The 17,015-nt window shown below is 70.2% G+C and carries 9 protein-coding genes and 1 pseudogene; 5 read left to right on the top strand and 5 right to left on the bottom strand.

What is annotated here, in order from left to right:
• Positions 1 to 215 precede the first annotated feature (215 nt).
• The 3 genes and pseudogenes from ACWZEH_RS30360 to ACWZEH_RS30350 form a co-directional block, all read right to left on the bottom strand.
• Positions 216 to 371: pseudogene (locus ACWZEH_RS30360) on the bottom strand (family 1 glycosylhydrolase); the annotation flags it as partial.
• Positions 372 to 647: 276 nt separating this feature from the next.
• Positions 648 to 2,753, bottom strand: a complete 2,106-nt coding sequence (gene fusA, locus ACWZEH_RS30355) for an elongation factor G (protein WP_456199919.1) — start codon at positions 2,751 to 2,753, stop codon at positions 648 to 650.
• A 551-nt stretch (positions 2,754 to 3,304) separates the two neighbouring features.
• A complete protein-coding gene (locus tag ACWZEH_RS30350; RefSeq protein WP_456194255.1) occupies positions 3,305 to 3,583 on the bottom strand; it encodes an NIPSNAP family containing protein in 279 nt (92 codons plus the stop codon).
• A 231-nt stretch (positions 3,584 to 3,814) separates the two neighbouring features.
• Here ACWZEH_RS30350 and ACWZEH_RS30345 point away from each other — a divergent pair, with 231 nt between their 5' ends.
• The 3 genes from ACWZEH_RS30345 (at position 3,815) to ACWZEH_RS30335 (ending at position 9,920) form a co-directional block, all read left to right on the top strand.
• The gene (locus ACWZEH_RS30345) at positions 3,815 to 8,359 is read left to right on the top strand and encodes a DUF6531 domain-containing protein (RefSeq protein WP_456194254.1); all 4,545 of its coding nucleotides are present in this window, start codon (positions 3,815 to 3,817) and stop codon (positions 8,357 to 8,359) included.
• Positions 8,360 to 8,403: 44 nt separating this feature from the next.
• Positions 8,404 to 9,003, top strand: coding sequence for a hypothetical protein (locus tag ACWZEH_RS30340; protein WP_456194253.1), 600 nt, complete (start codon positions 8,404 to 8,406; stop codon positions 9,001 to 9,003).
• A gap of 269 nt (positions 9,004 to 9,272) precedes the next feature.
• Positions 9,273 to 9,920 (top strand): ATP-binding protein, encoded by a 648-nt coding sequence (locus tag ACWZEH_RS30335; RefSeq protein WP_456194252.1) that lies wholly within the window; start codon positions 9,273 to 9,275, stop codon positions 9,918 to 9,920.
• A 227-nt stretch (positions 9,921 to 10,147) separates the two neighbouring features.
• Here ACWZEH_RS30335 and ACWZEH_RS30330 read toward each other — a convergent pair whose 3' ends face one another.
• Both ACWZEH_RS30330 and brxD read right to left on the bottom strand, forming a co-directional pair.
• Positions 10,148 to 12,340, bottom strand: a complete 2,193-nt coding sequence (locus tag ACWZEH_RS30330) for a DEAD/DEAH box helicase (RefSeq protein ID WP_456194251.1) — start codon at positions 12,338 to 12,340, stop codon at positions 10,148 to 10,150.
• Entirely contained in the window at positions 12,340 to 13,689 is a 1,350-nt protein-coding gene (gene brxD, locus ACWZEH_RS30325; protein WP_456194250.1) for a BREX system ATP-binding protein BrxD, read from the bottom strand. Before brxD ends, ACWZEH_RS30330 begins: the two co-directional genes overlap by 1 nt.
• A gap of 240 nt (positions 13,690 to 13,929) precedes the next feature.
• On the opposite strand from brxD, the gene ACWZEH_RS30320 reads away from it, so the two are divergent.
• Both ACWZEH_RS30320 and ACWZEH_RS30315 read left to right on the top strand, forming a co-directional pair.
• On the top strand, positions 13,930 to 15,747 hold the full coding sequence (locus tag ACWZEH_RS30320) for a GmrSD restriction endonuclease domain-containing protein (RefSeq protein WP_456194249.1): 1,818 nt from the start codon (positions 13,930 to 13,932) through the stop codon (positions 15,745 to 15,747).
• Entirely contained in the window at positions 15,744 to 16,796 is a 1,053-nt protein-coding gene (locus ACWZEH_RS30315) for a CBS domain-containing protein (RefSeq protein WP_406724315.1), read from the top strand. Before ACWZEH_RS30320 ends, ACWZEH_RS30315 begins: the two co-directional genes overlap by 4 nt.
• Positions 16,797 to 17,015: the final 219 nt, after the last annotated feature.

Genomic DNA, 17,015 nt, shown 5'->3' with positions numbered 1-17,015 from the left:
ACCGGCTCGCCCGGTGGCAGCCTGCGGTGGCCGCTGTCACTCGTCTGGCTGAGCCGCATCACCCGATGGCATGGTGGCTCGCGGCCGGAGCCCCGTGAACACAGGCCCGCGGAAGCGGGCATGCGCCGTGGACGTGGCCCGACGGTGTCCGCCGGGCACGCCCGCGCGGGCGGCGGGCGTGGTGCGGGGCGGGGCGTCGGTGGTGGCCCGGTGGATCAGGCGGCCCGCCGTGCCCGGCTGCCGTGCCCGCGGACGATGTCCGCGTACCGGTGGCCGGAACCCTTGATGGTGCGGGTCTGGGTGGCGTAGTCGACGTGGACGAGGCCGAAGCGCTTGTCGTAGCCGTAGGCCCACTCGAAGTTGTCCAGCAGGGGTCGTGTCGCTCAGCGGCAACGGGCAGTACGAGTGCGTCATCAACGACACGAGCGCGCCGACGTCGGGCACGAACACCGTGCCGTCGAAGGTGGTGTCCTACCCCTGATCCCGGCGTCCGGAGCCCGGTGCCCGCCTCGACCGGCGCCGGCGGTCACGGCGGGCACCGGTGTGACGCCGGTGGCGGGTCCTCCCGGGGCGAGTGACCGGGAGGACCCGCCGGTCGTACGGGCCGGTCATACGTTCCATGCGTACGTTCCACGCGTACGTGTCGGCTACCGCACGGGCTCCGTCGCCGGCGCCGGGGCGTAGCCGGTGGGGCGGGTGGTGAAGGTGCCGCGGCCCTGGGTGCGGCTGCGCAACCTGGTCGCGTAACCGAACAGTTCGGCCAGCGGCACGGTGGCGGTGACCGTCGCGGTGACGGCCCTGCCGCCCGTCCGGGTGTCCGAACCGGTCACCCTTCCGCGGCGGGCGGCCAGGTCTCCGAGCACCCCGCCCACCGCGTCCTCGGGCACGGTGACGGTGACCTCGACCACCGGTTCCAGCAGCACCATCGCGCAGGCCCGCAGGGCGTCCCGCAGACCGAACCGGCCCGCGGTGCGGAACGCCGTGTCCGACGAGTCCTTCACGTGGGTCGCCCCGTCGGTGAGCGTCACGCGCAGACCGGTCACCGGATGACCGCCCAACGGCCCCTCGGCCAGGGCGTCCCGGCAGCCGGCCTCGACCGCACGGACGTATTCCTGCGGCACGCGCCCGCCGACGACGGCCGAGCGGAACTCGAAACCGGCCCCGGTCCCGGACCCGGCGGAGTCCGGTGTGTCCAACGGCTCGACATCGAGCACGACATGGGCGAACTGGCCCGCCCCGCCCTCCTGCTTGACGTGCCGGTACACGAACCCGGCCACCCCGCGCCCGACGGTCTCCCGGTAACTGACCCGGGGACGACCGACGTTGACGCCCAGTCCGTGCTCACGCCGGATCTTCTCCACCGCGACCTCCAGATGTAGTTCACCCATGCCGGACAGCACCGTCTGACCGGTCTCCGGGTCGGTCCGCGCCACCAGCGAGGGGTCCTCCTCGACGAGCCGCGCGAGGGCCGACGCCAGACGCCCGGTGTCCGTGCCCCGGAGCGCCTCGAGCGCGACGGAGACGACGGGCTCGGCGGCACCCGGAGGTTCCAGGACCAGCGGGGCGGACGGCGCGCACAGGGTGGAGCCGGCACGGGTCGACTTCAGCCCGACGACGGCGACGATGTCCCCGGCGACCGCGCGGTCCAGCGGGGCGTGCCGGTCGGCCCGGACCCGCAGGATGCGTCCGATGCGCTCGGTGCGGCGTGCGGTCGCGTCCCACACGGTCTCTCCCTTCTCGATCGTTCCCGAGTACAGGCGCAGGTAGGTCAGCCGTCCGGTGGCCGTGGCGTTCACCTTGAACGCGAGAGCGGCGAGGGGCGCCGCCGGGTCGGCGGCACGCTCCCGCTCACCACCCTCGCCCTGCTCGCCACCGTCGTCGTACGTCCCGCGTACGGGTGGCACGTCGAGCGGCGACGGCAGGTAGGCGAGGACGGCGTCCAGCAGCGGTTCGACCCCGCGGTTGCGGTAGGCCGAGCCGCACAGCACGACGACTCCCTCACCGCTGTGGGTCAGGTCGCGCAGGGCGGAGGTGAGAGTACGGGTGCTGAGCGCGCCCGTGGCGCAGAACTCCTCCAGCGCGGCCGCGTGCAGCTCTGCGACGGCTTCCTCGAGGAGCCGCCGCCGACGGTGAGCCTCCTCTCGCAGGTCGTCCGGCACGGGGCCTTCGTGGACGGCCGCCGCACCGTCGCCCTCGGCCCAGGTCAGGGCACGCAGACGCACCAGGTCGACGACGCCGGTGAAGGCGTCCTCAACACCGATGGGCAGCTGCACGACCAACGGCACCGGGTGCAGTCGCTCGCGGATCGAGGTGACGGCGGCGTCCAGCTCGGCCCCGGCCCGGTCCATCTTGTTGACGAACGCGATGCGCGGCACCCCGTGCCGGTCGGCCTGCCGCCACACCGACTCGCTTTGCGGCTCCACCCCGGCGACCGCGTCGAACACCGCGACGGCGCCGTCGAGGACACGCAGCGAACGCTCGACCTCGTCGGCGAAGTCGACGTGCCCCGGGGTGTCGATCAGGTTGACGCGGTGACCGTCCCAGGTGCAGCTGACGGCGGCGGCGAAGATCGTGATACCCCGGTCGCGCTCCTGCGGGTCGAAGTCGGTGACGGTGGTGCCGTCGTGCACCTCGCCCCGCTTGTGCGTGGTACCGGTCGCATACAGGATCCGCTCGGTGACGGTGGTCTTGCCCGCGTCGACGTGGGCGAGGATGCCGAGGTTGCGGACGGTGGCGAGGAAGTTGGTGTGCATGGGGCCGCGCATGGCCTGTGGCCTTTCGGTGCTCTGTGACAGGGCAGCGCGATTGCGGGACGGGACGAACGGTGTGCGGACAGGTGGGCAGGCGAACACCCTGGACGTGCGTGAACGCGTCCAAGCCCCAAACCGTCAGCTGTGTCGTCTCGTCACGACATCCGGCGCCGGCCGCGCAGCGGGCACCGGACGGACGAGGACACCAGGATCACCATGGACCGCGAGGAGGACCAGGAGGACCGGGACCGGGGAGCAACAGCAGCGGCGCGGACACGCACGGCCGGACTCCCCTCACTGGTCACGGATGCGCGGACCCGGTACGAGGGGCCGCGCTCGCTGGTGCTTGAGTGTAGGGAGGGGTGGGAGGACGAGGCCACGGCTTTTCCAGCGACGGTCACGGACCTGCTGGACCGGCATCCGCGCAGCAGCCCGGCCTACCTGGACGTACCACCGAAGTCTCCGGATGGGTGGCGGGCGCCTCAGGTGGTGAGGGAGCACTTGGGACGGGGGAGCACCGGGCTGCTGTCCCCACCTCACGGAGCAGTCGCATGTCATCGTTCCCCGACCGTAGGGTCGTCGGTTTCCAGGAGGTAGTCGGCCTGGGTGAGGGCCATCACCTTGCGCTCGGGTGACGCCCAGTACAGCGCGTTGCGTTCCGCGAAGGTCTCGGGACCCTCGCAGGAGATCAGCCACACGAACTGGTTGCGCTCCCGGTCCACCCAGGCCTCTCCGATCTCGAAGCCCAGCTTCGCCCGCAGCGGCACGATGTCACCGCGCCACCGCTCCACCCGCTCATCGAGCAGTCCGTCACGGACGGTGTATGTATGCAACTGTGTGGTCCGGCCATCTCTCGCTCCCCTGGCGAGTCGAGGCAACCGGCACATCGCCCAAGGCTCCGCCCGGTGTATTGGACGACCTGTTCGAGCGGTCAGTCCAACCACGTCACACGAACCGCGTCCAACCGCCGCCCGATGAAACCGAACTTTCCCCGAACTGTTGTTCCTTGTAGGTTCACCTGTGCATACGGTTGTTGGTGATGCGTGAGTGACGGGGGTCGCGGGATGGTGGGTCACAGGCCGGGTGACTGGCATGTCCTGGACCTGGACGGGGATCCCACCCCGGGTGATCCGGAGCGGGTGCGCAGGCTGGCGAGGTTCCTGCACGACTTCGCCGACGACGTGTCCGAGGCGCTGCGCCTGGTGAAGGGCATGGCGGGCGAGGGCGCGCTGGAGCAGTGGGCGGGCAAGTCGGCGACGGTGTTCAAGGAGGAGTTCTCCGGCGTCCCGAAGAACCTGAGGAAGTTGGAGAAGTCGTACGGGATGTGCGGCGACGCGCTCGCCGCCTACTGGCCGAAGCTGGAGCGGGCGCAGGCGCTGGCGGACAGGGCGCTGGCCAAGGCCCGCGAGGCGCGCGCCGATCTGTCCTCGGCCCAGTCCCGCCTCTCGTCGGCGGAGTCGTGGGTGGGTAGGGCCTCCAAGGAGGCCGACACGTACAAGGACGACCCCACCGGTTCGAAGTCGGACGCGGACGGGCCGGACGAGGCGAGGGTGCGGGCCGCGACCCGTGACGTGCGCAACGCGAAGTCCGCCGAGAGCACGGCTCGTTCGGACGTCTCGGAGGCGCAGGACGCGCTGGCGGCGGCGAAGAGGATGGCCGAGGACGCGCGCAGGATGCGCGAGGAGGCGGCCCGCGAGGCGAAGTCGAAGATCGACGAGGCCTCCGACGCCGGTATCCAGAACCGGTCGGTGTGGGAGGAGGTCGGTGACTGGTTCACCGACAACTGGGACACCATCGTCACGGTCTGCAAGGTCGTCGTCGCGGTCGTCGGCATCGTCGCCCTGATCATCGGCGGCCCCATCCTCGGCGCGATCGTCCTGATCGCCGCCCTGGTCGTCCTCGCCGACACGCTCCACAAATACAGCAAGGGCCAGGCGTCCCTGTGGGACGTGGGCCTGGCCGCGCTGGACTGCATCCCCGGCATGAAGGGCCTGACCAGCCTCGGCGGACTCGCCAAAGGCCTCAAGGCCGTAGGCAAGACCGGTCTCAAGGGCATGGCCATGGGAGTCAAAGGGCTGGGCAGGAGCGCCAGCGCCTTCGGCCGTCAGATGAAGAAGCTCACCACCCGCGGTGATCCGGTAGATCTGGCCACCGGGGAGATGGTCATGTCCGCCACGGACGTAACGCTGGACGGTCTGCTGCCCCTGGTGCTGGAACGTCACCACCGCACCCGCACGCGCAGCGGTCGTCTTCTCGGACCGAGTTGGACATGCACGCTCGACCAGCGCCTGATGCTCGACGCCGCGGGTGTGCGGTTCGCCGCCGACGACGGCATGGTGCTGCACTATCCGATCCCGGACACGGATGCTCCGGTTCTGCCGGTCACAGGTCCGCAGTGGCCGCTGAGCTGGGACGGGACCGCTGAGGGCGAGTTGGTCGTGCACCGGCCGGAGACCGGGCACCGGCTGTACTTCCGTCCTCTGCCCGACCGGTCACCCGCCGAGCTGCCCCTGGCATCGATCAGTGACCGCAACGGCAACACCATCGGCGTGACCTACAGGCCTGACGGCACACCTGAGGAGGTAGTCCACCACGGTGGCTACCGTATCGGCGTGACCTGTGAGAACGGCAGGATCACCGATCTGGTGATGCGGAGTCACCCCGAGCAGCCGTCCCTGGTCCGGTACGGCTACGACGACCGCGGCAATCTCTCCGCCGTGTACAACTCCTCCGGTCTGCCCCTGCGGTTCGCCTACGACGAGAGCAGGCGCATCACCCGCTGGGAGGACCGCAACGGAGTCTGGTACCGCTTCGACTACGACGTGGCCGGCCGCTGTGTGGCCGGCCACGGCATGGACGGGTTCCTGTCCTACACCTTCTCCTACGACGACCGGTCCCGTCGCACGGTCGCCGTCGACTCGCTGGGACACGCCACGCACTATCGGTTCAACGACACCTACCAATTGGTCGAGGAGACCGACGCACTCGGGCACACGGTTGTCCAGGAGTGGGACGACCGTGACCGCCTGCTGTGCCGCATCGATCAGCTGGGCCGTGTCCTGCACCTGGAATGGGACGAGGCGGGACGGCTGGCGGCTGTCCGGCTGCCCGACGGTTCCGTCTCGACGACCCGATACAACGACCTCGGGCTTCTGGTGGAGATCACCGAGTACGACGGTGCGGTACTGCGGCAGGAATGGGACGAGCGCGGCAACTGCACATCGGTGACCACCGCCGACGGCGCCACCACCCGGTTCACCCGCGAGTCTTCGGGCGCCCTGACCTCCCTCACGGACGCGAGCGGCGCGGTGTACCGCTTCACCAACAACCCGGCCGGGCAGCCGACCTCGGCCGTCGACCCCCTCGGAGCGGTGGTCTCGTACGCATACGACTTCTTCGGCCGCAATTCTGTCGTCATCGACCCTCTGGGTGGGGAGGCCCGTCGTGCCTGGTCCCCGGAAGGCCTTCTCACGTCGCTGACCGATGCGGACGGCACCTCAAAACACTGGACGTACGACGGTGAGGGAAACCAGCTCACCCACACAGACGAACTGGGCCGCGCCACTCACTTCACCTACGGCGCCTTCGACCTTCTCACCTCACGTACGACACCGGACGGAGTCCGGCACACCTTCACCCACGACACCGAGCTGCGGCTGGTCCGGGTGGCCGACTCGCGTGGACTGACCTGGGACCATCACTACGACCCGGTCGGCAACCTGGTGTCGGAGACGGACTTCGACGGCCGGACCCTGGCCTGCACCTACGATGCCGCACGCCAGTTGCTGAGCCGCACGAACGCCGTCGGACAGACGGCTGTCTTCTCTTACGACGCGGTCGGCAACCAGACGGAGATGACACTCGATGGCAGTGTCACCACCTATCACCATGACCGGGCGGGTCGTCTTGTCCGGGCCGTCAACTCCGACGCCACGCTCGTATACGCCTACGACGAGGTGGGACGGGTCACTGCCGAGAGCATCGACGGGCAGACCCTCGCCACGGCCTATGACATCGTGGGCCGCCCGGTCGCCCGGACCACCCCGAGCGGTGCCGTCACCAGGTACGCGTACGACGGAGCCGGCCAACGCACCGCGCTCACCACCGCCGGTCGCACCCTGTCCTCCGCTCGCGACCGTCTGGGGCGCGAGACCGAGAGGAGGACCGACACCGGCCTCGCGCTCACCCTGAGCTGGGACGCCGGGGGCCGTCTGACCAGCCAGCAGCTGACCTCCACGGGCCATACGCGCCCTCTGACCCACCGGACCTACACCTACCGGCCGGACGGTCACGTGACCGCGCTCGACGACCGCGGATCCGGGCGCCGCGCATTCGACCTCGACCCCGCGGGGCGCGTACTCACCGTACGTGCGGAGGAGTGGACCGAGTCGTACGCCTATGACGAGCACGGCAACCAGACCCGGGCCTCCTGGCCGGATCGGTACCCCGCCCAGGAGGCCCGGGGCGAACGTGTCCACCGGGGCAACCGTGTCCTGCGCGCGGGAGGAATCCGCTACGAGCACGACGCGGCCGGGCGAGTCGTGCTGCGCCGCAGGACCCGGCTGTCGCACAAGGCCGACATCTGGCGCTACACCTGGGACGGCGACGACCGGCTCACCTCCGTCGTCACCCCCGACGGCACGGTCTGGAACTACCGCTACGACCCCATCGGCCGGCGTATCGCCAAGCAGCAACTGGCAGCCGACGGGCAGGGGGTGGTCGAGGAGACCCGGTTCACCTGGGACGGGCCGCACCTGGTGGCACAGACCACGATCCGCGCCGGTTCGTCCGAGGTGTCCACACTGACCTGGGAACGGGAGGGTGTCCGGCCACTGACCCAGACGAAGCGCACCACCCTCGCCGACGCACCCCAGCACGTCGTCGACGAGTCGTTCTACGCCATCGTCACCGACCTCGTCGGCACCCCGACCGAACTCGTCTCCGAAAGCGGTGAGGTCGTCTGGCGCGCGGACGCCACTCTCTGGGGCCTCATGGCGGACGAAGGCCGTGAAGCGTCGACTCCGCTACGGTTCCCCGGCCAGTACTCCGATCCCGAGTCGCAGCTCCACTACAACTTCTTCCGGTACTACGACCCGGTTGCCGCCGCCTACCTCAGCGCGGACCCGCTGGGACTGGACGCAGGACCCAATCCCCTGGCATATGCGTTGAATCCGTTGACCTGGTTCGATTACCTGGGTCTGCTGTCCTGCGCCGAGAACGCTGAGCTGCTCGCGAAGAACCTCGCGAGGGAGGGGCGGGCCAAGGGCCCGGGCCAGGCGGCCGCCCACATCGTGCCGTCCGGCATGAAGCGCAACAAGGCGGCGGAGACCCGGGCTTTGCTGGAGAGGTACGGCGTCGACATCAACGACGCGGTGAACGGGATCCCCCTCGGACACCCCCGGCCGCACAACTTCACACACCGCAAGAAATTCCTGCTCCGCCTGAACGCGCAACTCAAAGACGTGACGGAGACGATGACGGAGGCCGGGTACGGCGCGCGCGCCATCCGCAGTGCGCTGCGCCAAGAACTGCGCTCCATCGGGCAGCAGGTCGAAAGAGAGCTGGCAGGCGGGCAACCAGGGCCGGGCGCGGTATGGACGGCACCATGAGGGAGCACGCCACATTCCACACGACGAGCACGGACGGTGACGCAATGGTCGATATGCCGGAAAAGAGCGCGGCGGTGTACCGGCTCCTCCCCAGCCTGGCCGACTATCAGCAACTCGACCCGAACAGCTGGGATCTGCGGCGGCTCAAGCGCTGGCAGCGTCTGGGAGCCGACGAGGACCGGCCTGACCGGTTCCGTGCGGAATGGATGGGAGAGCGGAAGTGGCCCAAGGGCCACTTCCCCTCGGGCTATCCGGGCGCTCCCGTGCTCAGTCGGCACGTCGTTGATCGATTCGGGGACGAACCGCTGCGGGCGGCCGGCAGCCTGGTGCCTGTGGAGATCGACGGCGCGAAGGGTGACGAGTACTACCTCCTCCTCGTCGAGCGGGTGGTCGACTGCCTGGATCTCCGCAGGTCATCCACGCCGAAGAAGGTGAACGGCGAGGTCAAGAAGGCGGTGTACCGCGCCGACGCGGTCCCCTCGCACCTGGCGGCCTTCCGTCTGCCGCAGTTCCCCGGCGCCGTCCAGTGGAACGGGTGGGCGGTCGAACGGCTCATCGAACTCACCGGTGACGAAATCGAGGCCCGATTGCTCTGGTCCGAGGACCCGGCGGTGGTACCGCACCCCGATCCGTGGAGCATCTGAGGATGACGGGTGGATCGGGCGGGCACCGGAGCGGGGCAGCACCGACCGCGGCTCGTGACGGCCGGCTTCCCGAGGCCGCTCCCCGCCCCGCCCGCACACCACAGGCTCGTCACCCATGCCGCCGCCTGCCGGACCCCCAGGTGTCTCCGGCCCGCGTCCGGGGGTGACGGTTCAGCCTGCGTACCACCTGCGGCATGTGACCGTACGGTGACGCACCGTACGGGTCGCGCCTCTGGAGCGCACCCCCGCGAGCCCGTCACCGTGGCCCCATGAGCGCAACCATGCCGCAGCTTCCCGCCGCCGTGCGGACGTTCACGCAGCAGGTGTCGTCCACCCGCCGCGGCGCCCGCCTCGCCCGCCTGCTCACCTACGAGCAGCTGCGCGCCCGGGATGCCTCACCCGAGGTCACCGACCGCTCGGAGCAGATCGTCGCGGAGCTGGCGGCCAACGCGGCGCTGCACGGCCGCGACTTCCGCCTCGCCCTCACCCACAACCCGGTCGTCGGTCTCCTCCGCATCGCGGTCACGGACGCTCGCGGGGACCAGCCCCCCTCCCCCCTGACGGACTTCGCCGCGTCACCGCACGAGGAATCGGGACGCGGCCTGCTCATCGTCGCCGCCCTCGCCGACCACTGGGGCACGGAACCGTGTTCCTCGCGTTGCAGGTACCGGACGTCGACGAAGTCGCGCAGGTCCTGCTTGCCCTTCTGCTTGTACCGTGGCTGGACGTGCACGTACTTCTGTTCCTTCAGCCAGGCCGCGAGCGCCCGGCCGATGTACAGGTGGTCGGCGCTGGCTTCGTTCGTCGAGACCCGGTGGCAGGTGCCCGAGGCGACGTGCGCGAAGTGGCACTTCTTGTCGCGGTACTTGCGAGCGGACAGCTTCTTGCCGCAACCGCCGAGGAGCGTCCCGCAGTAGAACTCCCGGGCCGGGTACTCACGGATGAAACGGTCGTACTCGACCGCGTCCATCGGCAGGTAGACCGGGTGGTCGGTGGCGGGAGATCCCGCGACGGCCGTCTGGACCTTGCGGGTGTCTTCCTCCGCTGTGAGCACAAGCATGGTCGGGCTCCGGGCGGGGTCGGGCGTGTGAACGGTCACGCCGGGGTCTGCTTCACGCCCTGCGGGACACCGGTCTCTCGGTTCTCAGGCGGAACCACTCAAGCCGACGAGCCGTACGGGTTGCGACAACACCGCGCGAGCGCTCTGAAAGTCGGCCAGCCGGGCCGCGACCGTGGCGACGGCGAGGCGTTCGGGGAGGGCGGCGGAGAACTTCAGTCCGCGTACGGCGCGGGGGTCGACGTCGGGCAGGACGAGGTTCGCACCGACGCTCTCCCGGGCCGCGTGCCAGTCGGCCGGGGTGAGGTCCTCGCGCAGGCGCAGCCAGCAGTCGGTGGGGCGTTGCAGGGGATCGGTGACCGACTGCAGCGTGGCCGCGAGGGTGGCGTTGGCGCGGTAACCGGCCCAGGTCCACCAGCGGACGTCGCTGCCGACGCGGGTCACCAGTGTGGTGTGGGGGTGCACGGTGTCGGGTGCGTCGGTCTCGCGCTGTTCGGCGAGGTACGCCTCGGCGCGCCGGGTGAGGACGACGGGTGGGTCCGTGCCCAGCAGTACCTCTCGCATGGCGCGGGTGAGGGCGTAGGACAGTCCGGCGATGCCGCCACTCATCCACTTGGCGACGCCGCCGCCGTTGGCGGGTTCGACGAAGACGCGTTTGCGCAGCCAGTCGATGTACGTGACCTGCCAGCTGCGTCCGTCGAGCAGCAGGCGGCGTGGGCCGGGGCGTTCTTCGGTGAGGACGCTCGGGTCGGTGCGGCCGATCTCGGTGCGCCCGGACAGGACGGTGAACTGCGGCGGGGCGGTGAAGGACGCGGTGAGTTCGATGAAGTGCCTCTTGCCGAAGCGGCGTTCCGCCTCCGGGCCGACGAACAGGAGGCCGCCGTCGGTGTCGAGGAATCCCTCCTCGGTGAGGTGGCGCAGGATGGGGGCCGCCGACCGGTCGAAGGGGGCGAGGCCGTTCCATTGCCGGTCCCACAACTGATCGCCGAGCTTGTGCTGTTGCAGGGTGACGGCGAGGAGCTGCTGGGCCACGAGGTGACGCGGCTCGGGCGGCGGGAGGACGGGTTCCACCCACCCCCGCGACCACAGCAGCAGCAAGCCCGCCGCCTGCAGCAGTGAGTCCTTACGGGTGGTGAGGAACAGGCAGTTGCGTACCGTGTCCGCACGCCGGCCGGTGCGACCGATGCGCTGCAGGAACGAGGCGACGGAAGCGGGTGAGTCGATCTGGATGACGCGGTCCAGGTCGCCGACGTCGATGCCGAGTTCGAGGGTGGACGTGGAGACGATGACGCAGTCGCGGGCTTCTGCGAACGCCTGCTCGGAACGGTTGCGTTCGTCGACGGAGAGGGAGGCGTGGGAGAGGAACACGGTCACCTCCCGGGCCCGCAGAGCCGCGCCCAGCTGTTCGACCTGTGCCCGCGAGTCGCAGAAGACGAGGCGTTTCTCCCCCCGGTGCAGCGCCGCGATGAGTTTCGCGGCGTTGTCCAGGGACCCCACGTAGTCCAGTTCCACGTCACCCGCCGGTCTGGAGGTCTGCTCCGCGGCGGTCGGGTCGCCGTCGCCCGCCCCGTCGGACGCCGGGAACCGAACCCCTGGGGCCACGACCTGCCCGGTACGGGTCCCCGCGCCCGCGCCCTGCAGCCAGTGCAGCAGGTGTGCGGGGTTGCCGACGGTTGCGGAGAGGCCGACCCGCTGGATGGGCCGGCCGGTGACCCGTTCCAGCCGTTCGAGCACGGCGAGCAGGTGCCAGCCCCGGTCGTCGCCCGCGAAGGCGTGCACCTCGTCGACGACGACGGCCCGTACGCTCCCCAGCAGGCGGGCGTGATCGGTCTTGACGCCGATCAGCATCGCCTCGAGCGACTCAGGTGTGGTCAGCAGGACGTCCGGCGATTCGGTGCGGATGCGCTGCCGCTGCGACTCCTTGGTGTCGCCGTGCCAGAGCGCCGCCCGCCGCCCCAGCCACTGGGCGTACGCGTCGACGCGGACGACCAGGTTGTTGAGGAGTGCCTTCAGCGGGCACAGGTACAGCACCGAGGTGTCGGTCCACCGGTGTTCGGCCATCGCCGACAGCAGCGGGAAGCAGGCCGCCTCGGTCTTGCCGCCGGCCGTCGGGGCCAGCAGGACGGCGTCCTCGCCGTCCATGAGCGGAGTGATCGCCGCCCGCTGGAGGGGGCGCAGGTCGGGCCAGCCGAGGGTGTTGACGATGTGGTGCAGGACGACGGGGTCAAGCCGGTCCAGTACATCGGCCCCTCCCTCGGCCGGGCCCTCCGCGTCCGCCATCACAGCTCCAGGTCGATGTCGTCGGCGGACGCGGATCCGCCGACGACTGTGGCGGCCAGGTTCCGCTCCACGTCGGTGAGTTCGCTGCTCGCGACCGTCAGCTTGTAGTGCTGCCGGGGGTCGAAGTCGTCGAACTGGTCCACGCGGTCGAGCACGTCCCCGACGAGCTTCTTCAGGAACAGCCGGGGCGCCACGCCGACCTTTCCTCCGAGTGCTCCGCCGACTGCCCGCGCGAGGTCGGCGACGTAGGCGTCGTCGACGACCGTGCGCACGCGCTCGGGTGATGTGGCGGCGTCCGCGTACAGGTCCCGGATGGTGACGCCGAGACCGACCAGGGACTCCTGGGTGAAGCCGGGCAGCCGGATCTGCACCGCGCGGGGGTTGTCGAAGCGCGGGTCGGTGGTGAAGTCGGTGGCGAGCCGCTGGGCGAGCGGGGCCAGGCGCTGGACGCCCTGCTGGCCGTCGTAGAAGGCGGGTGTGCCCGTGATGACGAGGTACAGGCCGGGGAAGCGGCCGGAGTGCACCTCGTCGATGAGCTGCCGCAGCGCGTTGAGCGCCTTGTCGCGGGCGTCGGAGCGGACCCGCTGGAGCGTCTCCACCTCGTCGAGGACGACGAAGAGCCCGGTGTGCCCGGAGTCGCGCAGCACGGTGAGCAGGCCCTGCAGGAAGCCGAGGGCCCCGAAGTGGTCGAGGTCGCCGCGCACCCCGGCGGACCGGCGGGCGGCGGCGGCCACGTGCGGCTGACCGCCGAGCCACGCCAGGACGGCCGCGGCGGTCGCCTCGTCGCCGTCGGCGAGGGCGGCCCGGTAGCCCCGCAGGGCGGTGGCGAAGGACGGCGCGTGCCGGGAGACCTCGGCGAGCCGCGCGACGAGCAGCTTCTCCACCTCGCCGGGCAGTTCGTCCTCGGTCGCGCCGGCGGCGAGTGCGTCCTCCTCCAGGGCGTAGAACCAGGCGTCGACGACCGGGCGCAGGGCGCTGGGCGGGAAGCTGGAGGTGGTGAGGCGCTCGGTGAGCCGCCGGTAGACCGTCTCCAGTTTGTGCAGCGGCGTCTCGTTCTCGGAGACCTGGATCTCGGCCACGGCGAAGTTGCGGCGCTTGGCCCGCTCCCCCAGCCAGCGGGTGAAGAACGTCTTGCCGGACCCGTACTCACCGCGCACGGCCTTGAACACGGACCCGCCGGACGCGACGGCGTCCAGTTCCGCGTCGAGGGCCGCCTCGAACCGGTCGAGCCCGGTGGCGAGCAGGTCGAGCCCGCTCTCGGGCACGGCCCCGCGGCGCAGGGCGTCGACGACGGTACGGCGGCGGGCCGCGCTGACCTGGGCGGGGCGCTTGGATCCGGTGGTGCTCACGGGGACCAGTGTTCCATCTCCCTGTGGCTCAGCGCCTCGGCGAAGGGTCACGATGTCCGGTTGGTCATCCAGGTCGCAACGCCCGACGTTCCGCGCCGCGTCGTGGTGCACCTGCCCCGTCTGCCGGCCGGGCACCGGCGGCGCGGTGATCTCGTTTCTCCGCGAACCGGCTTGACCGTCACAACAGAGCACTGCTGGAATCACTCTCTGTACAGGCAACAAGGCGGGAAGTGGAGTCACATGGCGGCGCTCGACAACGTGAAGCTCAAGGACGTTCTGGCGGATGTCGCTTCGGGTTCCTTACAACTGCCCGACTTCCAGCGGAACTGGAAGTGGGACGACGACCGGATCCGGGCGATCATCGCGACGGTCACGCTGGACTACCCGCTCGGCGTCGTGATGACGCTGCAGACCGGCGGCGCCACCCGGTTCCGCTCCCGGACCCTCACCGGCGCCCGGCCGGACGGGGACCCGGAGGCCGACCTCCTGCTGCTGGACGGGCAGCAGCGTCTCACCTCCCTCTTCCAGGCTCTGTGGCAGGACGCCCCGGTGGAGACGGCGGACGCGCGGGGGAAGCCCATCCAGCGGTGGTACTACGTCGACATCGCGAAGGCCGTCGGGCCGTCCGCGGACCGCGACGAGGCCATCGTGTCCGTCCCGGCCGACAAGGTGATGCGGACGGACTTCAACCGCACCGTGGTGCTGGACCTGAGCACCACCGAGGCCGAGTGCGCGGCCGGTCTCTTCCCCCTCCACTTCGTCTTCGACGCCCAGCGCGTGAACGAGTGGAAGAAGGCGTACATCAAGGCGGACGAGGACCGGAACTGGGACCTGTGGGGCCAGTTCGACGAGGCGGTCCTTCAACAGGTCCGCGCCTTCCAGGTCCCGATGATCCGGCTGGCCGCCTCCACCTCCATGGACGCCGTCTGCGCGGTGTTCGAGCGGGTCAACACGGGCGGTGTGCCCCTGAACGTCTTCGAACTGCTCACCGCGACCTACGCCGGGGACCGCGACTACGTGGAGCGGACCGGGGACTACTACCAGCTTCCGGTGGTGTGGCGGGAGACCAAGCAGGCGCTGGCGAGCAAGTACGCGGTCTTCGGCCGCGTCGAGAACAGCCTGGAGAAAGGCCTGAGCAGTATCGACTTCCTGCAGGCCATCGCGTTGGTGCGCACCTGGGAGCGGAAGCAGGAGGGCGTCGGGACCACGGTGTCCTGCAAGCGCCGCGACCTGCTGGACCTGCCCCTCGCCGACTTCGTCCGCCTGGCGCCCAAGCTCGCCGACGCCTTCGCGTGGGTGGGCGACTTCCTGGAGCGGCAGTGCATCGTCCGCCCGGCCGACCTGCCGTACAAGACGCAGCTCGTCCCGCTCGCGGCGGTCCGCGCGATCCTCGACACGGGGACGGACGGTCTGGGTGCGGAGGAGAGGATCGAGCAGTGGTACTGGTGCGGGGTGCTCGGTGAGATGTACGGCGGCTCCACGGAGACGCGCTTCACCAAGGACGTCGAACAGCTCGTCCCCTGGATCGCGCAGAACGAGCGGGCGCCCGAGACGGTCACGGAGGCGTTCTTCTTCGCCGAGCGCCTCGACACCCTCAGCACCCGCAACAGTGCTGCCTACAAGGGAATCTACGCCCTGCTGATCAAGCAGGGGGCGGTGGACTGGCACCACACGGGCGCCCCGCTCAGCCCCGGCAGGCTGGACGAGTACGGCGTGGACATCCGGCAGATCTTCCCCAAGACGTGGTTCCGGCGTGGCAACAGCGAGGGTCTGCCCACGGGTTCGATCGTGAACAAGACCCCCTTGTCCTACCGTGCGGCGATGGACATGACGGGGGCGCCGTCGTCGTACCTGTCCACGATGATCGCCGCGTCCGACATGCGTCCGGAGTGGTTCGACGACGTCCTGTCCACCCACCTGATCGATCCGGACGCGCTGCGCGAGAACGACTACGAGCGCTTCTACCGGGACCGCTCCAAGCAGTTGCAGGACCTGGTGCACTCCGCCATGGGCAAGAAGACGATGCTCCGCGACCTGCCGGAGGCGGACGTCCGATGACGACCAGGTCTCACGAGCGGGACGTCGCCTCGCTCAAGGGCAGGACCGTGTCCGTGCAGGAGATCCTCGACCTGTTCCAGGTCAGGGTCCGCGACCACCGGACGGTGCACCGCATCTCGCAGGCGTTCACGGACGCCGGGCTGACCACGCTGCCGGACTTCGCCGTCTGCGGTCTGCGCAGCAGCGTCGACGTCGTGCCGCTGGCGTCCGTTCCCGCACAGCGGGCACCGGCCGGTGCGGGCGACGAGGCCGACGCGACCGATGACGCCCTGCCCTCGCACGCCCTGCCGCAGCGGTTGCTGCTCGGCGACATCCCGTCGGCACGGCGCGGCGTGGTGTCCGTGGGCCCCGGCACTCCGCTGTCCCAGACCACCTTCCTGATGCGCACGAAGGGCCTCTCCCAGGTCCCGGTGACCACCGGAATGGCGCAGGTCCACGGGGTCGTCACCTGGGGGTCCGTGGCCAAGATGTACGAGGCGGGGAAGCCGGCCACCCTGGACAACGCGATGGAGAAGGACTCCCTGCCCGTCGCCGACGCCCGGCAGGAGTTCTTCACCGCCCTCCCGGTCGTCCGCGAGCACGGTTACCTGCTCGTCCGCGGCGACGACGGCTGCCTCTCGGGCACCGTCACCGCCGCGGACGTCACGGAACGCTTCGAGGGGGCGGCGCGGCCCTTCTTCATCGTGGGCGAGATCGAGTCGCTGCTGCGCCGCTGCCTGGGCGCGGCACTGGACACGGAGGCCATCAAGGCGGTCCAGACGAACAAGAAACCGGAGCATCGCACCGGCCAGGTGTCGGACCTCATGTTCGGCGACTACCTGAGGCTCCTGGACGGCGACCAGACGAAGCAGTCCTTCGCCGAACGGGCCGACCGCAACTGGGAGGCGCTGAAGTGGCCGAACATGCCCCGGGAGCAGTTCGTCGGCCTGCTGAAGCGGGTGAAGGACATCCGCAACCGGATCGCCCACTTCGACGAGAAGCCGCTTCCGCAGGAGATGATCGACGAGCTGACGACCTTCGCGAAGGTGCTGCGGGCGTTCGCGTCGTGAGGTAGCGGGGGGGGGCGGGCTGCTCCTCACCGCGGGCACGCGCTCTCGGCCCACACCGTCTTCGTGCAGGTGTCCCGTACCTCGCAGCCCCGGCGTTCGGCGTACGCCGCCACCAGGAGCAGCCCCGTCCCGAGTCCGCTTCGAGTGAGCCGGCCTCGGCGGCGGAGGTTGTCGGCGGCAGCCGTTCGGGGCGCGCGTCGGTCACCTCGACATGAACGT

This window comes from Streptomyces yamdrokensis, from assembly GCF_053890455.1.
The sequence above is the reverse complement of the archived record's forward strand: the minus strand, read 5'-3'. Positions and strand labels throughout refer to the sequence as shown.

Bases quoted from the DNA above. Each gene is read 5' to 3' on its own strand.
- ACWZEH_RS30340 (WP_456194253.1), top strand. From the start codon at position 8,404: ATGGTCGATATGCCGGAAAAGAGCGCGGCGGTGTACCGGCTCCTCCCC.
- ACWZEH_RS30320 (WP_456194249.1), top strand. From the start codon at position 13,930: ATGGCGGCGCTCGACAACGTGAAGCTCAAGGACGTTCTGGCGGATGTC.
- ACWZEH_RS30335 (WP_456194252.1), top strand. From the start codon at position 9,273: ATGAGCGCAACCATGCCGCAGCTTCCCGCCGCCGTGCGGACGTTCACG.
- fusA (WP_456199919.1), bottom strand. From the start codon at position 2,753: ATGCACACCAACTTCCTCGCCACCGTCCGCAACCTCGGCATCCTCGCC.
- ACWZEH_RS30330 (WP_456194251.1), bottom strand. From the start codon at position 12,340: ATGGCGGACGCGGAGGGCCCGGCCGAGGGAGGGGCCGATGTACTGGAC.
- ACWZEH_RS30345 (WP_456194254.1), top strand. From the start codon at position 3,815: ATGGTGGGTCACAGGCCGGGTGACTGGCATGTCCTGGACCTGGACGGG.
- ACWZEH_RS30315 (WP_406724315.1), top strand. From the start codon at position 15,744: ATGACGACCAGGTCTCACGAGCGGGACGTCGCCTCGCTCAAGGGCAGG.